This is a genomic window from Phyllobacterium sp., assembly GCF_037994405.1.
GTDB lineage: Bacteria > Pseudomonadota > Alphaproteobacteria > Rhizobiales > Rhizobiaceae > Phyllobacterium.
Window position 1 is genome coordinate 1 of sequence record NZ_JBBNAN010000454.1, and the last position, 17,783, is coordinate 17,783.

15 protein-coding genes and 1 tRNA gene are annotated in these 17,783 nt (G+C 57.4%); 6 read left to right on the forward strand and 10 right to left on the reverse strand.

Features of this window, described 5'->3' with window-relative positions:
• Window positions 1-343: 343 nt before the first annotated feature.
• On the reverse strand, window positions 344-964 hold the full coding sequence (locus tag AAAC48_RS25040; RefSeq protein WP_340656807.1) for a 50S ribosomal protein L11 methyltransferase: 621 nt from the start codon (window positions 962-964) through the stop codon (window positions 344-346).
• 117 nt (window positions 965-1,081) lie between these two features.
• Window positions 1,082-2,506, reverse strand: coding sequence for a trigger factor (gene tig, locus AAAC48_RS25045; protein WP_340656795.1), 1,425 nt, complete (start codon window positions 2,504-2,506; stop codon window positions 1,082-1,084).
• A 657-nt stretch (window positions 2,507-3,163) separates the two neighbouring features.
• Here tig and AAAC48_RS25050 point away from each other — a divergent pair.
• Together AAAC48_RS25050 and AAAC48_RS25055 are read left to right on the forward strand one after the other, a co-directional pair.
• Entirely contained in the window at window positions 3,164-4,276 is a 1,113-nt protein-coding gene (locus AAAC48_RS25050; RefSeq protein ID WP_340656808.1) for an efflux RND transporter periplasmic adaptor subunit, read from the forward strand.
• Window positions 4,273-7,443 carry a multidrug efflux RND transporter permease subunit gene (locus AAAC48_RS25055; RefSeq protein WP_340656796.1) on the forward strand — a complete coding sequence of 1,057 codons (3,171 nt, stop codon included), beginning with the start codon at window positions 4,273-4,275 and terminating at the stop codon, window positions 7,441-7,443. The genes AAAC48_RS25050 and AAAC48_RS25055 overlap by 4 nt, the downstream gene beginning before the upstream one ends.
• A 426-nt stretch (window positions 7,444-7,869) precedes the next feature.
• Here the strand turns inward: AAAC48_RS25055 and AAAC48_RS25060 are convergent.
• The 3 genes from AAAC48_RS25060 to AAAC48_RS25070 all read right to left on the reverse strand — a co-directional run bounded on the left by AAAC48_RS25060 (window position 7,870) and on the right by AAAC48_RS25070 (window position 9,757).
• A tRNA-Leu gene (locus AAAC48_RS25060) sits at window positions 7,870-7,952 on the reverse strand.
• Window positions 7,953-8,072: 120 nt separating this feature from the next.
• Entirely contained in the window at window positions 8,073-8,648 is a 576-nt protein-coding gene (locus AAAC48_RS25065) for a GDYXXLXY domain-containing protein (protein WP_340656797.1), read from the reverse strand.
• Window positions 8,645-9,757 carry a DUF2157 domain-containing protein gene (locus AAAC48_RS25070; RefSeq protein ID WP_340656798.1) on the reverse strand — a complete coding sequence of 371 codons (1,113 nt, stop codon included), beginning with the start codon at window positions 9,755-9,757 and terminating at the stop codon, window positions 8,645-8,647. The genes AAAC48_RS25065 and AAAC48_RS25070 overlap by 4 nt, the downstream gene beginning before the upstream one ends.
• A 254-nt stretch (window positions 9,758-10,011) precedes the next feature.
• Between AAAC48_RS25070 and AAAC48_RS25075 the strand changes: the two genes are divergently transcribed.
• Window positions 10,012-10,158: a DUF1127 domain-containing protein gene (locus AAAC48_RS25075; RefSeq protein WP_100001090.1), complete on the forward strand. Its 147-nt coding sequence runs from the start codon at window positions 10,012-10,014 to the stop codon at window positions 10,156-10,158.
• Between the two features lie 144 nt (window positions 10,159-10,302).
• Here the strand turns inward: AAAC48_RS25075 and AAAC48_RS25080 are convergent, their stop codons facing one another.
• Entirely contained in the window at window positions 10,303-10,710 is a 408-nt protein-coding gene (locus AAAC48_RS25080) for a hypothetical protein (RefSeq protein WP_340656799.1), read from the reverse strand.
• Window positions 10,711-11,023: 313 nt separating this feature from the next.
• Here AAAC48_RS25080 and AAAC48_RS25085 point away from each other — a divergent pair, with 313 nt between their 5' ends.
• Together AAAC48_RS25085 and trmFO are read left to right on the forward strand one after the other, a co-directional pair.
• Window positions 11,024-11,971: an aldo/keto reductase gene (locus AAAC48_RS25085; protein ID WP_340656800.1), complete on the forward strand. Its 948-nt coding sequence runs from the start codon at window positions 11,024-11,026 to the stop codon at window positions 11,969-11,971.
• 92 nt (window positions 11,972-12,063) lie between these two features.
• Window positions 12,064-13,473, forward strand: coding sequence for a methylenetetrahydrofolate--tRNA-(uracil(54)-C(5))-methyltransferase (FADH(2)-oxidizing) TrmFO (trmFO, locus tag AAAC48_RS25090; RefSeq protein ID WP_340656801.1), 1,410 nt, complete (start codon window positions 12,064-12,066; stop codon window positions 13,471-13,473).
• A gap of 2 nt (window positions 13,474-13,475) precedes the next feature.
• Here the strand turns inward: trmFO and AAAC48_RS25095 are convergent, their stop codons facing one another.
• The 4 genes from AAAC48_RS25095 to yajC all read right to left on the reverse strand — a co-directional run bounded on the left by AAAC48_RS25095 (window position 13,476) and on the right by yajC (window position 17,403).
• Complete coding sequence (locus AAAC48_RS25095) at window positions 13,476-14,312, reverse strand: phytoene/squalene synthase family protein (protein WP_340656802.1); 837 nt, start codon at window positions 14,310-14,312, stop codon at window positions 13,476-13,478.
• Between the two features lie 27 nt (window positions 14,313-14,339).
• The gene (locus AAAC48_RS25100) at window positions 14,340-14,729 is read right to left on the reverse strand and encodes an Mth938-like domain-containing protein (RefSeq protein WP_340656803.1); all 390 of its coding nucleotides are present in this window, start codon (window positions 14,727-14,729) and stop codon (window positions 14,340-14,342) included.
• 4 nt (window positions 14,730-14,733) lie between these two features.
• On the reverse strand, window positions 14,734-16,998 hold the full coding sequence (gene secD, locus AAAC48_RS25105; protein ID WP_340656804.1) for a protein translocase subunit SecD: 2,265 nt from the start codon (window positions 16,996-16,998) through the stop codon (window positions 14,734-14,736).
• A 63-nt stretch (window positions 16,999-17,061) separates the two neighbouring features.
• Entirely contained in the window at window positions 17,062-17,403 is a 342-nt protein-coding gene (yajC, locus tag AAAC48_RS25110; protein WP_340656805.1) for a preprotein translocase subunit YajC, read from the reverse strand.
• A 167-nt stretch (window positions 17,404-17,570) separates the two neighbouring features.
• Between yajC and AAAC48_RS25115 the strand changes: the two genes are divergently transcribed.
• Window positions 17,571-17,783: hypothetical protein (locus AAAC48_RS25115; protein WP_340656806.1), on the forward strand; the 213-nt coding region annotated here is incomplete at its 3' end.

Below are 17,783 nucleotides of genomic sequence, written 5' to 3' on the forward strand. Positions count from 1 at the left end.
GTGTCACACAGTCGGGCTTGGACCCTGGAACCGATACTTTGAGGATGACGATATGTTTTAACTAACTTGACACAGATGTTCCCATGTGAGGGTTCTCCAATGAAAGAACACAAGGGGCAAGACACCACCATTTGGCGGCCTTCCTTGGGTTCGGTTAGGTTTTGAGCGGCACGTTGGCCGATCGGTAAAATCCTTTCCATCCGTAGGACAGACAGCTGCCTGCGGTTCGTGGACCATTCTCCAATCCGTGACCCTGATGCGTTTTGCGGCTTCGGTCACATAGTGGCGTTCGGCTCCCGGCCATCAATCACTTGAGGATTCTGCGCTTGCGCAAGTCGTGACCCTAGGCCTTCGGTGACCCAAATGAATAAACAGCACTTGGTTCCATGGTGGCTTCATTGCCTGTTCCAAAATCTGCCACCGGATATTCGGCCAGGAGGCGAAGCTTTGAAAGGGGCAGATGAGCGCGCCCCGGATCGCCGACAAGAACCTCGATGCCAGCGGCGACGCATCGTTCGAGGAAGGCAGCAACGCGTTCAGCGAGCTCCTGCCCGTAGAACAGGTCCCCGACAAGGATAAGGTCCACGGCAGGCGGTGCGCCGGGAGTGATATCCTCACAGATGGTTGTGATACTGACGGCATTTGCGACCGCGTTGACGGTTATTGCAGCAACTGCGTTGCGGTCGATATCGGCTGCAAGGACCGCTTTTGCTCCGGATTTTGCTGCGGCGATTCCGACCACCCCCGAACCTGCCCCGAGATCCAGAATGCGCAATCCTGCTACTGTCTTTGGCCGATCAAGGATATATCGCGCCAGCACCGTGCCACCCGCCCAATGATAGGCCCAATAGGGCGGCAGCGGATTATCGCCCTCCCCACGCCCGACAAGACGCCACAGGCCACTTGCTGGATGAGCGGTGTAAAGGCGGATTTCCGGCAATGAAGGTGCCGGTGCAATCCGCATATGGGCTTGGATAAACCGTACCGGGTCTAGCGCATCTGGCTTCACTTGAACCTTTTCCGTTCATTGTAATAAAAAAGGCCGCTTGAAGCGGCCTTTTTCTGATCGAAGCGATAAGGCTTATGCCTCGTCGTCAGTCTTCTTCTTTGCCGCCTTCTTCGGCGCTGCCTTCTTGGCCGGCTTCTTGGCTTCATCCGACTTGGCGTCTGCTTCGTCGTCGGCCATCAGCTCCTCCTTGGACACCTTCTTGTCGGTGACATTGATGTTCGAGAGAAGGTGATCGACAACCTTTTCCTCGAAGATCGGAGCGCGCAGATTGTTGACGGCTTCCGGCGTCTTGCGGAAGAATTCATAGATCTGCTGTTCCTGACCCGGATAGCGGCGAACCTGGTCGTAAACAGCGCGCTGCAGCTCTTCCTCCGTTACCTCGATGCCGGCCTTGTTGCCGATTTCAGAAAGAACGAGACCGAGGCGCACGCGGCGCTCAGCCAACTTGCGATATTCTTCGCGGGCTTCTTCTTCAGTGGTGTCTTCGTCCTCGAAGGTCTTGCCGGCTTCCTGCAGGTCGTTACCGATCTGCGCCCAGATGTTGTTGAACTCGGCATTGACCAGGCGTTCCGGCGAATCGAACTTGTATTCGCCGTCGAGCGCATCGAGAATCTGACGCTTTACCTTCTGACGGGTGAACGTGCCGTACTGGCTTTCGATCTGCTCGCGAATGACCTGACGCAGACGGTCGGCACTTTCGATGCCAAGCTTCTTGGCAGTCTCGTCATTGATCTCGAGTTCGCCGGGCTTGGCAACTTCCTTGACGGTGATGTCGAAGGTAGCGTCCTTGCCTGCAAGGTGCGCTGCGCCGTATTCCGCCGGAAACGTCACCTTGATCTGCTTTTCGTCGCCAGCCTTGACGCCGATCAGCTGATCTTCGAAGCCAGGAATGAACTGGCCGGAACCAAGAACGAGCGTTGCGTCCGTATCGGCGCCGCCGTCGAAAGGAACATCATCGACCTTGCCGAGGTAATCCATGGTAACGCGATCGCCGGATTCGGCCTTGCCCTTCTTCGTCTCGAAGGTCTGGGCGGAGCTTGCAACGCGCTTGACCTGCTCTTCGACTTCCTCATCGGTCACATCGACGACTTCGCGGGTCACGCTGATCTTCGAAGTATCCTTGAGCTCGATCGCCGGCAGAACTTCATAGTTCAGCGAGAATTCGAAATCGGCCTCACCGCTCAGAACTTTTTCAGCTTCCTTCTCGTCCTCGGTCATGACGACTTCGGGCTGCGTTGCAGACTTTTCGTTGCGATCGGCAAGGATCGAGCGTGAAGAATCGCTCAGGATCTCGTTGACGACTTCAGCCATGAACGACTTGCCGTACATCTTGCGCAGATGGCTCATAGGCACTTTGCCGGGGCGGAAGCCGTTGATGCGCGCCTTGGCGCTTGCGCCCTGGAGGCGTTCGGAAAGCTTTGCTTCCAGATCCTTGGCCGGAACAACGACCTTGATCTCGCGCTTCAGCCCTTCATTGAGCGTTTCAGTAACCTGCATGTCCAAACCTTCACTTTTTTAACATTTGTCCCGCCGTCGCCGGCTCACTGCCAAATTGCGGGAGAAAAACTGTCTGCCATCGTGGCTTACGGTGCGGATGCAGCAAGCTCAGCTCCTGCCATCCACGTTGATTTTATTGTCTTATTTCTAACTCAACTCTCGATTTGTGGCACAGATTGTATCACAGAATGTGGCACAAAGTTGCGGAAGAAATTGCACCTTTACCGACTGGTCGCTCCCTTTACTTCCACTCAATGCAAAAATCAATGGTGGAGCCTTCTGGACTGGCGAAATTGCGGAAGGGCGAGCCGTCTGCCACTCACGATTGCAAGGTGACAACGATTTCGAACTGTGCAAATCTGCCGCCGTGGGGAATTGAGGCAGATGAATCCCGACCGCGCCGTCAAGATACCGTCGACCGATCGCATCGAGACTCTCCACTGAATAGAAATTGAGCACTAGCGTTACTTGACTTGATCGCCCGCGGAACTGGTCTCCCAACTGTTCCAATCAGTTGATCTCATTGGTCCTTTCCTGCGTGGCATGTCGTTCATGCGGACGAAGCCTGTTCGGCTTCCGATTCGCTCGAATTCTGGAGGCCTGTCCTTGTCTCGAACTCTTTTCTCAACCCTGACGCTTGGTCTTGTAGCCGTTGGCCTGTCGGCGTTGCCCGGTCTGGCACAGGAAGCTGCTGCTCCGCCTCCACCGCCCGTGTCCGTGGCAAAGCCCGTCGTGCGCGAAATTATCGATGCCGATGAATTCATTGGACGATTCGATGCCGTCGATCAGGTCGCGGTCCGTTCGCGCGTCGATGGCTATCTTGATTCCGTTCATTTCAAGGATGGCGCGCTGGTCAAAAAAGGCGACCCCCTGTTCACCATCGACCAGCGTCCTTTCGTGACCGCGCTTCAGCAGGCGCAAGCCGCGCTTGAGGTGGCCAAGACAACGCTGACCTATGCTGAAGCGCAGTATAAGCGGACGCAATCGCTCACCGGCAGTGGCACGCTGTCCGTATCGACGCTCGATGATCAGCGGCGCGCTTACCTCGCTGGCCAGGCCAGTGTGGCGGGTGCCCAGGCGGCTGTCGACAGTGCTCAACTCAATCTTGCGTACACGCAGATCAGCGCCCCGCAAGCCGGCCGCATAGACCGGCGGCTCATTTCGGTCGGTAACCTGGTCAATGCGAACGATACGATCCTGACGACCATCGTCTCGCTCGATCCGATCGACTTCTACTTCGATGTCGATGAGCGCAGCCTCCTCGCCTATGCCCGGACTGCCCGCGAAAACGGAAGCGATCTGCAGGAAGGCGGCGGCGGTCTTGAGGTAACTGTAAAGCTGACCGATTCAAATGAACCGCCGGTCAAGGGCAGACTCGATTTCGCCGAAAACCGGCTCGATCAGGCAACCGGAACGATGCGCGTTCGCGCCCGCTTCGACAATCCCAAGTTCATCCTGCAGCCGGGGCTATTTGGCCGGGTCGAAGTGGCCGCATCCAATCAGTACAAGGGCATCCTGATCCCCGACGAAGCAATCGGCTCGGATCAGAACGAACGGGTTGTCTACGTCGTCGGTAATGATGGTAGCGTCACGCCAAAGCCCGTCAGATTGGGGCCGAAGCAATATGGCTACCGGGTCATTCGCAGCGGCATGACCGGTGACGAGACCATTGTCGTCAATGGACTGATGCGCATCCGCCCCGGCTCCAAGGTGAAGCCCGAGCTCGTCGTGCTTTCGCCGGAAGTAAAGGCGCCGGAGGCCGGCCAATGAGGTTCGCGCATTTTTTCGTCGACCGGCCGATCTTTGCATCCGTTCTTTCCATCGTTTTATTGATCGTCGGCGGCATCGCCTATACGCAGCTTCCCGTTGCGCAATATCCGGAAATCGCGCCGCCGACCATCGTAGTGCGGACGTCCTATCCGGGTGCGGACGCGGAAACCATTGCTAATACGGTGGCGACACCTATCGAGCAGGAGATCAACGGCGTCGAGGACATGCTCTATATGTCGTCCTATTCGACCGCCGATGGCTCGATGTCTCTCACAATCACGTTCAAGCTCGGCACCGATCTCGATAAGGCACAGGTTCTGGTGCAGAACCGTGTCTCCATCGCCGAGCCGCGCCTGCCCGAAGAAGTGCGCCGGCTTGGCATAACGACGACGAAGAGCTCACCGGACCTGATGATGGTGGTGCATATTCTGTCGCCGGAAAACCGCTACGATCAGCTCTACGTTTCGAACTATGCGCGTACCCGCATTCGCGACGTGCTGTTGCGGCTCGACGGTGTCGGCGATTTGACCATCTTCGGCGAACGCGAATTCTCGTTGCGCATCTGGCTTGATCCACAAAAGCTGGCAGCGTATGGCATGACGGCTAGCGACGTCGTCCAGTCGCTGCAGGAACAGAACGTGCAGGTTTCCGGTGGTTCCATCGGCGGACCGCCATCATCTGGAACAAATGCATTCCAATACACCGTGACGACACAAGGCCGCTTCAACGATGCGAGACAGTTCCGTTATGTCATTGTAAAGGCTACAGAAAGTGGTCGTCTTGTTCAACTTCAGGACGTGGCGCGCATTGAACTTGGAGCGAAAGACTACGTCACCAACAGCTATCTGGGCGGCAGCCCGGCAGTCGCTCTGGGTATTTTCAATCGTCCAGGGACCAATGCTCTCGCGACGGCCGACGTAATCAAGGCGACGATGCAGGATCTAGCCAAGGATTTCCCGGCCGGGTTGACCTATGACATTGTCTATAACCCGACGGAATTCATCTCTGAATCGATCAACGAGGTCTACAAGACCATCCTCGAAGCGGTGATCCTGGTTGCGCTCGTCGTGCTTGTCTTCCTCCAATCGTGGCGCACGGCGATCATCCCCATCGTCGCCATTCCCGTGTCGCTCATTGGCACATTGGCGCTCCTATTGGCGTTCGGGTTCTCACTGAACATGCTGACGCTGTTCGGCCTGGTGCTCGCCATCGGTATCGTGGTCGACGACGCGATTGTCGTCGTTGAAAACGTCGAGCGAAACCTCGCGGCGGGCATGACGCCCAAGCAAGCGTCACATACGACAATGGATGAAGTTGGTACGGCCGTTGTTGCGATCTCTCTCGTGCTGATCGCGGTCTTCGTCCCGACTGCCTTCATTCCAGGCATTACCGGCCAGTTCTATTTGCAATTTGCCGTGACAATTGCCGTGGCAACGGCCATCTCCGCGCTCAATTCATTGACGCTCTCGCCGGCGCTTGCAGCGATCGTCTTGCGCCCACACGGTCATGCGGAATCCCAAAATCCGCTGGCCCGGTTCGGCCGAACACTTGCCAATGGTTTCAACACCGGGTTCGACAAGATGGCAACGGGATATTCCTGGATCATCAAGCACCTTGTCGGCTCGGCAACCGCGTTGATAGCCTGCCTTCTGGTTTTCGCCGCCCTTCTCGGGGCAACCTGGTACATGGCAACATCCGTACCCCGGGGCTTTATCCCCACCATGGATCAAGGCTATGCGATCGTGGTGGTCCAGTTGCCGGACGGGGCGTCGCTGTCGCGTACCGACGCTGTGATCAAGCGGGCATCCGAAATCGTCAGGAGCGTGCCGGGTGTGAAGAACGCCGTTGCCTTTGCCGGTTTCAATGGCGCCACCTTTACCAATGCTTCCAACTCGGGCGTGGTATTTGCGCCGTTTGATTCATTTGAAGAACGGCTGAAACACGGGCAGACCGCCAATGAGATCATCGGCAAGTTGTATGGCAGCCTGCAGAGCATCCAGGAAGCCTTTATTATCGCCGTTCCACCTCCCTCCATCCGGGGTGTGGGCAATTCCGGCGGCTTCAAGATGCAGTTGCTCGATCGCGACAGTTCCGACATGCGCCGCGTGCTTGGTCTCGCCTATCAGATGATGGGAGAAGCCAACAAGACACCCGGTCTCACCGGCGTCTTCACCACCTTCTCGGCATCGAGCCCGCAATATTTCCTTGAGATCGACCGTGACAAGGCGCGCGCACTGAATGTGCCCATTCCCAATATCTTCGATACACTGTCGATCAATCTTGGAACGTCTTATGTCAATGATTTCAATGCTTTCGGCCGTGTTTATCAAGTGCGGGCGCAGGCGGATCAGCAATACCGCATGGAACGGGCGGACATTCTGGCGCTGAAGGTGCGCTCGGCGACCGGCGCACTGGTTCCTCTCGGCACACTTGTCGAGATCCGGGATACGACCGGTCCCTCGCTCGTGCAGCGCTACAACATGTATGTGTCGGTGCCGCTGCAGGGCAATCCGGCCCCTGGAGTATCCACCGGCGATGCGCTTGACAAGATGGAGGCCCTCGCCGCGAAAACACTGCCATCCGGCACGACCTTCAACTGGACGGAACTGGCTTTCCAGGAACGAAGTACCGGCAATACGGCCATCTTCATTTTCGCCCTGTCGGTGGTCTTCGTCTTCCTCGCCCTCGCCGCCCAATATGAAAGCTGGGTCTTGCCACTTGCGATCATCCTGATCGTGCCGCTGGCTGTTCTTGCCGCGCTCATAGGTGTCAGCTTGCGAGGCATGGACAACAATATCCTGACGCAGATCGGGCTCGTCGTCCTGATCGGCCTTGCTGCGAAGAACGCCATCCTGATCGTCGAATTCGCGCGTCAGCATGAGGAAGAAGGCGCAAGCCCTGTCCAGGCGGCCATCGAGGCGAGCCGCCTGCGCCTGCGACCGATCCTGATGACGGCCTTCGCCTTCATCTTCGGCGTGGTCCCGCTGATGATCGCCACCGGCCCCGGCGCGGAAATGCGCCAGTCATTGGGAACGGCGGTGTTCTCGGGAATGCTCGGCGTCACCTTCTTCGGTCTGTTCCTGACACCGGTCTTCTACGTCGCACTAAGGGCGTTTGGGAGGAAACCCAAGGCGGTGGAGTTGGAGGCGGAGACAGCAGCGCATTGAACTAAGATGGCGCGGGGCTGGTCAAACTCGCGCCAGACGTCCGACGGACGCTAAAACAGGTAGACGTAAGCTTGATGGACGATTGACGTAGAGGTGCCCCAAATTCGAAAACAAGGTGCATGTCCATGGAACCAGCATCGACGTTTATGGATTTGATGCGATCTTTTTGAGCACTATCGGCGAGATGCATTCGTTTAGTGTCGTGGATTTTTGCCGATTCAAAGGCGATCTCTGGATTGATCGCAACTCTCATGACGTTGATCGTGATCGGAATTGTATGCGCGAGCCTTTATCGCGGATCGGAGATTTCGTTGCCGCAAATCATTCCACCACATGGCTGGTCATTGTAGGTTTTTACTTCGGCAAACTCGGCTCGAAATCCGATTGAGCTTATTGGTTGAATCAACTTATGAAGATCATTTTGTTTGGTGCGGATAGAGGGACTCGAACCCCCACGGTCTCCCGCCAGAACCTAAATCTGGTGCGTCTACCAATTTCGCCATATCCGCAGATCAAGGTGCGACAGCACCCCGAGCGCCGGTCTCTATATCATCCTCCTCCCACTGGTCAAAGGAAAAAGGCCGACAATAGACAGCAATATTTGCGACCTTGAGAACCGGTGCAATCGATCAGTAGATCGGCTCTTCGTAGAGAACATTGCCATCGTCCTTGAGCGCGCGGATCTGCGCGTCGCCGCTGGGCGAGACGGCAATCACCGCCTCGATCTTGCGCTCCCGCTGCTGGCTCTCGATCACCCTGCCCTGGCCTTCCGGCACGTAATAGCGTTCGATGCCATAGGTCACACGAAGCTGGTGATAGACCGTCGCGTTGGTGTAACTCATTGTGCGACCACGCAGCTGGATTTCGCCCGCCTGAAGCTCTTCACGCTTCTGCCAAGAAGCAGCGGAGAATATCCAGGCGCCATCATCGCCTTGTTTAACCGTCACATAGATATCCGTCATTCCGTCCACGGCAGGCGGCGTTCCGCTGACCTTGCCAGCCTCAAGGCTGGAAATGCCATAGCCGAGCGTCACATAATCGCCGCGCAGCAGATCATGCGGGTCTACCGGCTCGGACAGGAGCGTGATATCAGTCCCATTGCGCAGGATGGAGGCATGCTGGGCAACCATGGCGTAAAGCGCACCGGACTGCAGAACAGCAACCGCAGCGCCAAGCCAGAGGTATCGATTGATCTTTAAAGTCATGCCGTTACCTCGCTTTTCGGACTCTTTCTCTGAAGCCGGCGCTCCATCCGCATGACAAAGGCTGCCAGCAGCAGGACCAGTATGCCCGCACTGAGGAAGAAGCTGGCTGTACCGATCATCGTGCCGATGGTTTCGAAGGCAAGATAAAGTACTTCCAGCGAAAACACCGTATAGGCGCTCCAGCGAACCGCGAGATTGCGATGACCAGAAAGCGCGAGACCGGCGATCGAACAGCCGAGAATGGCAAAGCCGATGACGACCTGGTTGGCGACGCCTTCGCTGAACTCGTCAAACTGGAAGAAGATCAACGCCAGCAGCAGCATGATGAATCCATAGGCGCCGATGGCCTCGGCCCATCCTGTCAGCCGTTCGAGTGCGCGATTGCGCAATGCATCCGCCAGGAAAAGTGCACCTCCGGCGATGGCAGCAAGCCATAGGATCCCGACACGGTCGAGGTCAAACCGGACGACGAAGACATAGGTGATCGATAGGAGGGCGATGAGATGCCGGGCCGCCTTCCCCTTCGTATACCAGACAAGCCCGGCGCAAATGAAAGCGAGGATCGGCACCAGCCAGAGATAGCTGAGCCGCTCGGAGTTGGCCGGTTCAAGCGAACAGAAAAGGTAAAAGCCGCTAATCGCCACACTTGCCGAAACCAGAACGGGCGCGCGCAGGAACAGCGCGGCAACCATGGTGCCAGCTACCCAGAGCAAGGCGGCGTCTGAGGCTTCACCCGACAGATGATACATCTGGCCGACAAGTGCAATTCCGGCGCCGAAGGTGATTGCTGCTGTCAAATAGAGCGCCTGGCTAAAGACCTTGTCGCCACGGCTTTCGCGCCACGCCCCGCCGACATAGCCAATGAAAAGCACCGCCATGATGAGACCGACGCGAAACAGCCGCGGCATCGCCTCCCAATTGGCCGCCACGAGCGAAATGATGGCAGCGCCAAGCAGCACCGCACCAAGGAGCGCAAGAATGCCGCCAAGCCCGAAGCCGGAGCCCCTGTTGTCGATATCCTTGCGCAGGCGATCGGCGACCGCGTCATCGATCAAGCCATCCTGCTGCCAGCGAGCAATGTGTTTTCTAACGCCGAAGGAAATCGCCACGGGCCGCTCCTCAATCACTTGTCTGTCATCAACTAACGCCAGCATCCGACAAAACGCAATTATGGCTCGATTCGGTCGATCGTCGCAAAGATGACACTTGTGCGATGCAACAATTAAGATCGATTAATATTGCAATGCAGCATTTGCATAGCTGATCTGCAAACTTGGCTCTGCAACTTTCGCAAGTGATCCACTATCTTCCACTCAACGATCAAGAGTGATCAATCAAACAACGAACCGAAGTGGTGAATGAAATGAACCTTATCCGCTCTTACAGCAACTGGCGCCGTTATCGTGACACGGTTTCCGAGCTGAACCGTCTGTCGACCCGCGAACTCAGCGATCTGGGCATTGCCCGTTCGGACATCCCGTTCGTCGCCAAGAAGTCCGCAGTACGCTAATCGCATTAAAGAATATCGCCGGAGCTCATCCTCCTCCCGGAGCTCCCGCGATCAAAGACCGGCACTCCTCCTCCCAGCCGGTCTTTACAAAACGGCACCCACCGCACCTCCTCCCGCGGTGGGTGTTGTTGTTTCTGGGCTTCGTCAGCGGACGCCGCCGTAGCCTCTCTCCTTCCATTCCGCCAAGCGCATGACATCCGGTGGACCGCCCGCAGGCTCATACCAGGAATCGACGGCCCACAAAGTGCCCGAACCATCCTTCAAGACAGCTGTAAAATGTGGATAGCGGCCGTCGAAAAAGCTCCCCCGCGCATCGCGGCGGCTGACGGTGTGAAAGCGCAGATACCCCGCACTTTGCAGATAGCGCAGAAAATGATCGGTGTTGGTGGATTCGTCGACGCAATCCATCTGGCCTCTCTGGCGACCCTTGCCGAATTGCATTTTCGGCCGGTCGGCAACACCGATAACCTGTGTGCTACGTCGCTCGAAGACCTGTACGGCGCGCCGGATCGCAGCCCGCTCTGCTTCCGCTGATTTGCTGCCGCTGGCCATGATGGAGGCAATCCTCGAGCGATCTGCTCCGGTCAATGTCACCGATGTCTGGAAGGTACAGCCATAGCCATGACAGACACGAAAACTTTGCGCTTGCGCCGTTGATGATGTGGCGCACAGAACGGCGAAGAAGAGGAATAACTGGGAGCTACTTGATCTGAGGTACATGCGGCGACTGTAACAAGGGCTTCTGCCGAAGCCTACCGAATTTGGAAGTTATGGTTGCTGACATTGATTGCGCAGCGGGGTGGAAACGCTGTCCGTTCTTCCCTACATGCACAATCCCACCTTGGATTCCCCGGGAGTATGTTCCATGCAAAAGCGTCGTCTTGGCCGCACCGGCCTTTCCATCGCGCCATTGGTCTTTGGCGGAAATGTCTTCGGCTGGACTGCCGACAAGAAAACATCGTTTGATCTGCTCGATCGATTCGTCGACGCCGGATTCAACGCTATCGATACCGCCGACGCCTATTCCCGCTGGGTGCCGGGGAACGAAGGCGGCGAATCGGAGACCATCATCGGCGAGTGGATGAAATCGCGCAATGCGCGCGACAAGGTTGCGATCATCACCAAGGTCGGCTCGGATATGGGGCAAGGCAAGAAGGACCTCTCACCCGCCTACATTGCCAAGGCGGCTGAGGCTTCCTTGCGTCGGCTGCAGGTTGACGCGATCGATCTTTATCTCTCGCATTGGCCGGATCCCGATACGCCCTATGAGGAAACCCTCGGCGCCTATGACAAATTGTTGAAGGCGGGCACGATCAAGTCAGTCGGCGCATCCAATCTTGACGCCGACCAATTGCAAGCAGCGCTGGATGTATCGGAGGCAAAGAGCCTCCCGCGCTATGACGTTCTGCAGCCGGAATATAACCTTTACGACCGCAAGAGCTACGACGGCAAATTGCGCGATCTATGCATGGCGGAAGATATTGGTGTCATCACCTATTTCAGCCTCGCGCGGGGCTTTCTCTCTGGAAAATACCGCAGCGAAGCCGATCTCGGCAAAAGCGCTCGCGGCAGCGGAGTGAAAGACTATCTCAACCCGCGCGGCTTTCGTATTGTGGCCGCGCTCGATGCTGTTTCCGTCAAGCACAAGGCGAAACAGGCCGAAGTTGCGCTGGCATGGATCATCCAGCGCGAAGGTGTCACCGCCCCGATCGCCAGCGCGACCTCGCTTGAGCAGCTGGAGAGCTTGGTCAAGGCCGCATCGCTCGAACTCGACAAGGACGATATCGCCGAACTCGACAAGGCCAGCGCCTGAAACAAGGCTTGAAGTCAAAGAGAGCCGCTGCAGATCATCTGCGGCGGCTTTTGCACATTGAAGCCCGGCACCAAAGAGTTTATTGGAGAGCCATGTCGAACAAACCTGTACATATTGTTGGCGGCGGGCTCGCCGGTTCCGAAGCGTCATGGCAGCTTGCCGAAGCTGGCATTCCTGTCATCTTGCACGAAATGCGGCCCATCCGGGGCACAGACGCGCACAAGACGGAGGGATTGGCCGAGCTCGTCTGCTCCAACTCCTTCCGCTCGGACGACGAAAAGACCAATGCGGTGGGCGTCCTGCATGCCGAAATGCGGCTCGCGAACTCGCTGATCATGGCTTCTGCCGATGCGCATCAGGTTCCGGCCGGGAGTGCGCTTGCGGTCGATCGTGATGGTTTCTCCCAAACCGTAACGGCAAAGCTCGAAGCCCATCCGCTGATTACCATCGAGCGTGAGGAAATCACCGGCCTGCCGCCAGCCGATTGGGACAGGGTGATCATTGCCACTGGCCCGCTGACGGCTCCTTCGCTCGCCGAAGCAATCGGCAGGGAAACCAGTGCGGATGCCCTCGCCTTCTTCGACGCTATCGCGCCGATCGTGCATTTCGATTCGATCGACATGAATGTCTGCTGGTTCCAGTCGCGTTATGACAAGGTCGGACCAGGCGGCAACGGCAAGGACTATATCAACTGCCCGATGACCAAGGAGCAGTACGAGGCCTTCGTTCAGGCGCTGATTGCTGGCGACAAGACCGAATTCAAGGAATGGGAAGGCACGCCCTATTTCGACGGCTGCCTGCCGATCGAGGTGATGGCCGAACGCGGGCCCGAAACCCTGCGTCACGGCCCGATGAAGCCGATGGGCCTGACCAACGCACACAACCCCACCGTCAAGGCCTATGCGGTGGTTCAGCTGCGGCAGGACAATGCCCTTGGCACGCTGTACAATATGGTCGGTTTCCAGACCAAGTTGAAATATGGCGCGCAGACCGAGATTTTCCGGATGATACCCGGGCTGGAGGATGCGGAATTCGCGCGTCTTGGCGGCCTCCACCGCAACACCTATTTGAACTCGCCGATCCTGCTTGATCCGACCCTGCAGCTGAAAAGCCGTCCAGGCCTGCGCTTTGCCGGCCAAATCACAGGCTGCGAAGGCTATGTGGAATCCGCTGCCATCGGCTTGCTCGCCGGGCGCTTTGCTGCTGCCGAATGCCTTGGCCAGCCTGTCACGCCGCCTCCGCCGACGACGGCTTTCGGCGCGCTGCTCGGGCACATCACCGGCGGTCACATCGTCACTGACGAAGAGCCGGGCAAGCGCTCTTTTCAGCCGATGAATGTCAACTACGGCCTGTTCCCGCCTATCGAGGCACCGAAATCCGAGGGCAAGCGGCTGCGTGGCAAGGAGAAATCAAACGCCAAGAAGCGCGCCATAAGCGCGCGTGCCCTTGCCGATTGCCGCTCCTGGCTCGGCCTCCCGGTGATTGCTGAGGCGGCAGAGTAGATCTACCGGACCGATGCCATGAACATCGCCCATTGGCGGCGGAGCGGCGAAATGTCCGCAACTTCGTCGGCCGCGTCGGCGCCATTGGCTTTCAACTTCTTCAGATAGGTACGCGTGAGTGCGACGGGCAGATAGGCTGGGCGTAACGTCGCCGGCAGCGCCTTTGCAGTTACTTCAAATTTGGCAAAATGATCCTCGGCAAGTGCAATCATCGCATCGATTGCACGCTGGGTCGCGGCTTTGTCAGAGCCATCCAGCAAGGTTTTCGCGCTGCCGCCGACCGCGGCGAGAATATCCGCCGGGATATACACCTGGCGTCGGCGCCGATGCAGCGGCAGGAGCCGCAACAGTCCCGCCACAGCCTGCGCCACGCCAGCATGACCCGCAGTATCTGCATTTAACGGAGCCGCATCTGCATCAAGGATCAGCGATGCCAGCTGGATCAGCGCTGACGCTGTTTCGCCGCAATAACCTTCCAGATCGTTCCGGCTCGGCATCGGGTCATCGTAGAGGTCGAAGATGCGCGCCTCGCAATAATTCTCGAAGGCAATTCGCGGCAGGTCATAAGTCTTGATTGTGTCCAGGAGTGCTGCGGCGACCGGGTTGCCGGAGACTGCGCCATGTTCTGTGCCATTGATCAGATCACGCCACCATTGGAGCCGCACCTCGCCTGGCAGCGGGTCGTGGATCAGGTCACGGATGCGCGCAATCTCCGCGTTGAACGCATAAAGCGCAGCCAGGGACCCGCGTTTCTCATCCGGTGCATAAAGGACAGAGAGATAGCGATCAGGATCCGCATCCCGCAGGAATTGCATACAGTGGTTTTCATTGGCGTTCATGCGGCTGAGATATCCGGATGTGCCGAATTAATCCACAGCAATCAGTGCAGCAGCAACTGCGCGATCTTCCGCAAGGAGCACGTTATAGGTCCTGACAGCCGCACCCGTACTCATCGGATCGGCCGATATGCGATGCTTGCGCAATTCGTCGCGCAGTTCCTGCGGCAGGCGCCGCAATTCGGGTCCGGTGCCGACAAGCAGAATTTCGATGTCAGCAGCCTGCTCCAGTACCAGCGACAAGTCCGCCACCGTCAGAATCGGAAGCGTTTTCGGCGCCCAGCCGTGAATGCCGGAAGGCAGGCAGAGGATGGAGCCACGATGCGACATGTCGGCGAAGCGAAAACCGCCATTGCCATAGGCATCGATCGGTGCGCGCCCGGGAAAATGGGCGTCCCGGATTTCAATGCCCTTGGCCACTCGTCTACACTCCGTTCTGTTCGGAAGCCGCCGTCGACGGTGCATCCACGTCACGACCCTTTAGGCCGAACAGCATCAGCAGCGGGCCGGCCACGAAGATCGAGGAATAAGTCGCGACCACAATGCCGACAGCGATCGTTATTGCGAACGATCTTATATCATCACCGCCATAAACATAGAGGACGATCAGCGCCAGGAACATTGCTAGAGAGGTCAGGATCGTACGCGACAGTGTCTGGTTGATCGAGGCATCGAGAATTTCCGACAGCGGCTTGCTGCCATCGTGCCGGCGCAGGTTTTCACGCACACGGTCGTAGATAACCACAGTATCGTTGAGCGAGTAGCCAACGATCGCCAGCAATGCGGCGATGCTCCAGAGATTGAACTCCATCTGGAAGATCACAAACATGCCAAGCAGCAGCACCACATCATGGATCGTGGCAAGGATAGCGCCAAGGGCGAAATGCCATTCAAATCGGAACCAGACATAGGCGAAGATCGCTATGATGGAGAGGGCGACAGCAAGCGCCCCGGCCTGAGACAGTCCGCTTGATACCGACGGACCGATCACATCAATACGGCGGAAATCATAATCATCCTGCAATTCGCCGCGAATCTTGACGCCAACGGTCTGCTCGGCGTTCTCGCCTTCGCCCTGACTGCCCACGGTGATCAAGGCACGGTCGTCCGACTTGAACGGTTCGATCTTGACCTCGCCAATGTTCAATTCATCGAGCCTGCTGTAAACATCGTCGAGATCGATCGCTCCCTCATGCGACTGTATCTCGACCATCGTTCCGCCCTTGAAATCGATGCCGAAATTCATGCCTACCAAGGCAAAGAGGACGATCGCTGCAATGCTCGACAATGCTGAAAAGCCAAGCGTTAGACCGCGCAATCTCATGAATCGTATTTTGGTATCGTTCGGCACGAGCTTCAGCGGTGCGCGCGGAACTTCCTTGGGTTTCGATCGCTGGACCCACATCGAGATGAGCCAGCGTGTCAGCGTGAATGTCGTGAACAACGTCGTGACGATACCAATCGTTACCGTCAGTGCGAAACCGTGCACAGGCCCGCTGCCCAGAATGAACAGCACGAGTGCAGCAATCAGCGTGGTCACATTGGCGTCGACAATCGTGGCCAGAGCGCGGGAAAAGCCGGAATCGATGGCTTGAATGACCGAGAAGCCTGCCCGCCTGTCCTCGCGGATGCGCTCATAGATCAGCACGTTCGAGTCCACCGCCATCCCGATAGTAAGCACGATACCCGCAACGCCGGCTAGCGTCAGGGGCGCACCGAACAGCGTCAGCACCGCCAGAATGAGGATCACGTTGACGACAACGGCAATGCTCGCGATGACGCCGAGGAACCCATAGGTCAAAAGCATGAAGAGAATAACGAGCGCGGCACCGATAAGGGCTGCGATCTTTCCGGATGCAACCGCTGCCGAACCCAGATCCGTTCCGATCGTACGCTCTTCGATCACTGTGACGTCTGTCGGCAAGGCACCTGCCCGCATGACCAGCGCCAGGTTGCTTGCGCCCGAAAGATCGAAATTGCCGGAAATCTGGCCGGTGTTGCCGGGGATGGCCTCGCTGATGACAGGCGCCGATAGCACCTGGTTGTCGAGAACGATCGCAAAGGATTGCCCGACATTTGCCTTGGTCGCTTTTGAGAAGCGGTCAGCGCCGATGCTGTCCAGCCTGAAGGTAATGACGGGCTGCTGCGTCGCCGTATCAATCCCGGCCTGCGCATCGACGAAATTCTTATTTGAAACCAGAGGTTCCTTCTTGACGAGATAGCCGACCGGCGGGTCGTCAAACGAATAGATTACCTCATCGCCTTCCGGCGGCGTTCCGTCGATCGCTTGCTGTACCGGCATTGAGGCATCGACCATGCGGAAGCTAAGCTGGCCGGTAAGGCTCAATATGTCCTTGAGAAGCTGTGAGTCATAAAGGCCAGGGACTTCCACCAGCACCCGGCCGTTCCGCTGGCTAACGACATTGGGATTTGTGTAGCCGAGCTCGCTAAGGCGGCGGCTGAGGACTGCGACCGTTGCATCGGTGTCCGGCAGGTGATCCTTGTCGACCTGCAGGCCAATGCGCGAGCCACCCTCGAGGTCAAGCCCCAGCGCCAGCTGCTTCTTTGGCAGCCAGTCCGGCAATTTAACCAGCTGGTCCTGCGTGAAGACGTTTGGCAGTGCCAGGATGACGCCTGCCAGGACCACAGCCCAGATGAGTATAGTCTTCCAGCGGCTAAAATAGAGCATACGGTCCCGACCCTCGAACCTAGAATCAACAGGGCGACTCCTTAGCCGCTCTGTAACTATGCCTTATTTCTTGTTGTCGGCAACCGGCTCGCCCTTGACCCGGACGTCGGCAACCATGCCGCGCACCACGCGCGCCTTGATGCCGTCGCCGATTTCAACGTCCAGTTCGCCCGTATCGTCATAGACCTTGATCACCTTGGCAATGAAGCCGCCACCAGTGATGATTGTGTCGCCGCGACGAATATTCTTCAGCTGTTCTTCGCGCTTCTTCGCTGCAGTACGCTGCGGGCGGATGATCAGGAAGTACATGATCACAAAGATCAGGATGAACGGCAGGATGCTCATGAGCATTTCCGGTGCACCACCGGCACCCGTCGCCTGCGCATATGCGGGAGTTACGAACATTGAGACAACCTCCAGAAAACCAAGTTTGAACGCATTAGGTTCTGCGCAATACAATGTTTGCGCGTGCAAAAGCAACCGTACAAAACTGCGTGTGCTGCTTTTCGATTTATCGTCAACATGATAGAGCGTCTTGTGACAAATAGGACGCGCTCTGCCGGAGGGAATTCGTGGTCAAGGTCGAGGGGTTTGGCGAGGCCGATGTTTACCCATCGGACGAAGTCGAAGCCCATGGATTTGGCCCGAATTCACCCGTCCCACTGGTCGAACCGCATTTCTCTCCAAATGCGGATAATTCGACCAGCGGGTTTGAAAGCTGGTTGGTTTGCTTTGGCAAACCAACGGCCGGGTTTCCGCCCCTCGATAAACTCGGGAGGCGGACA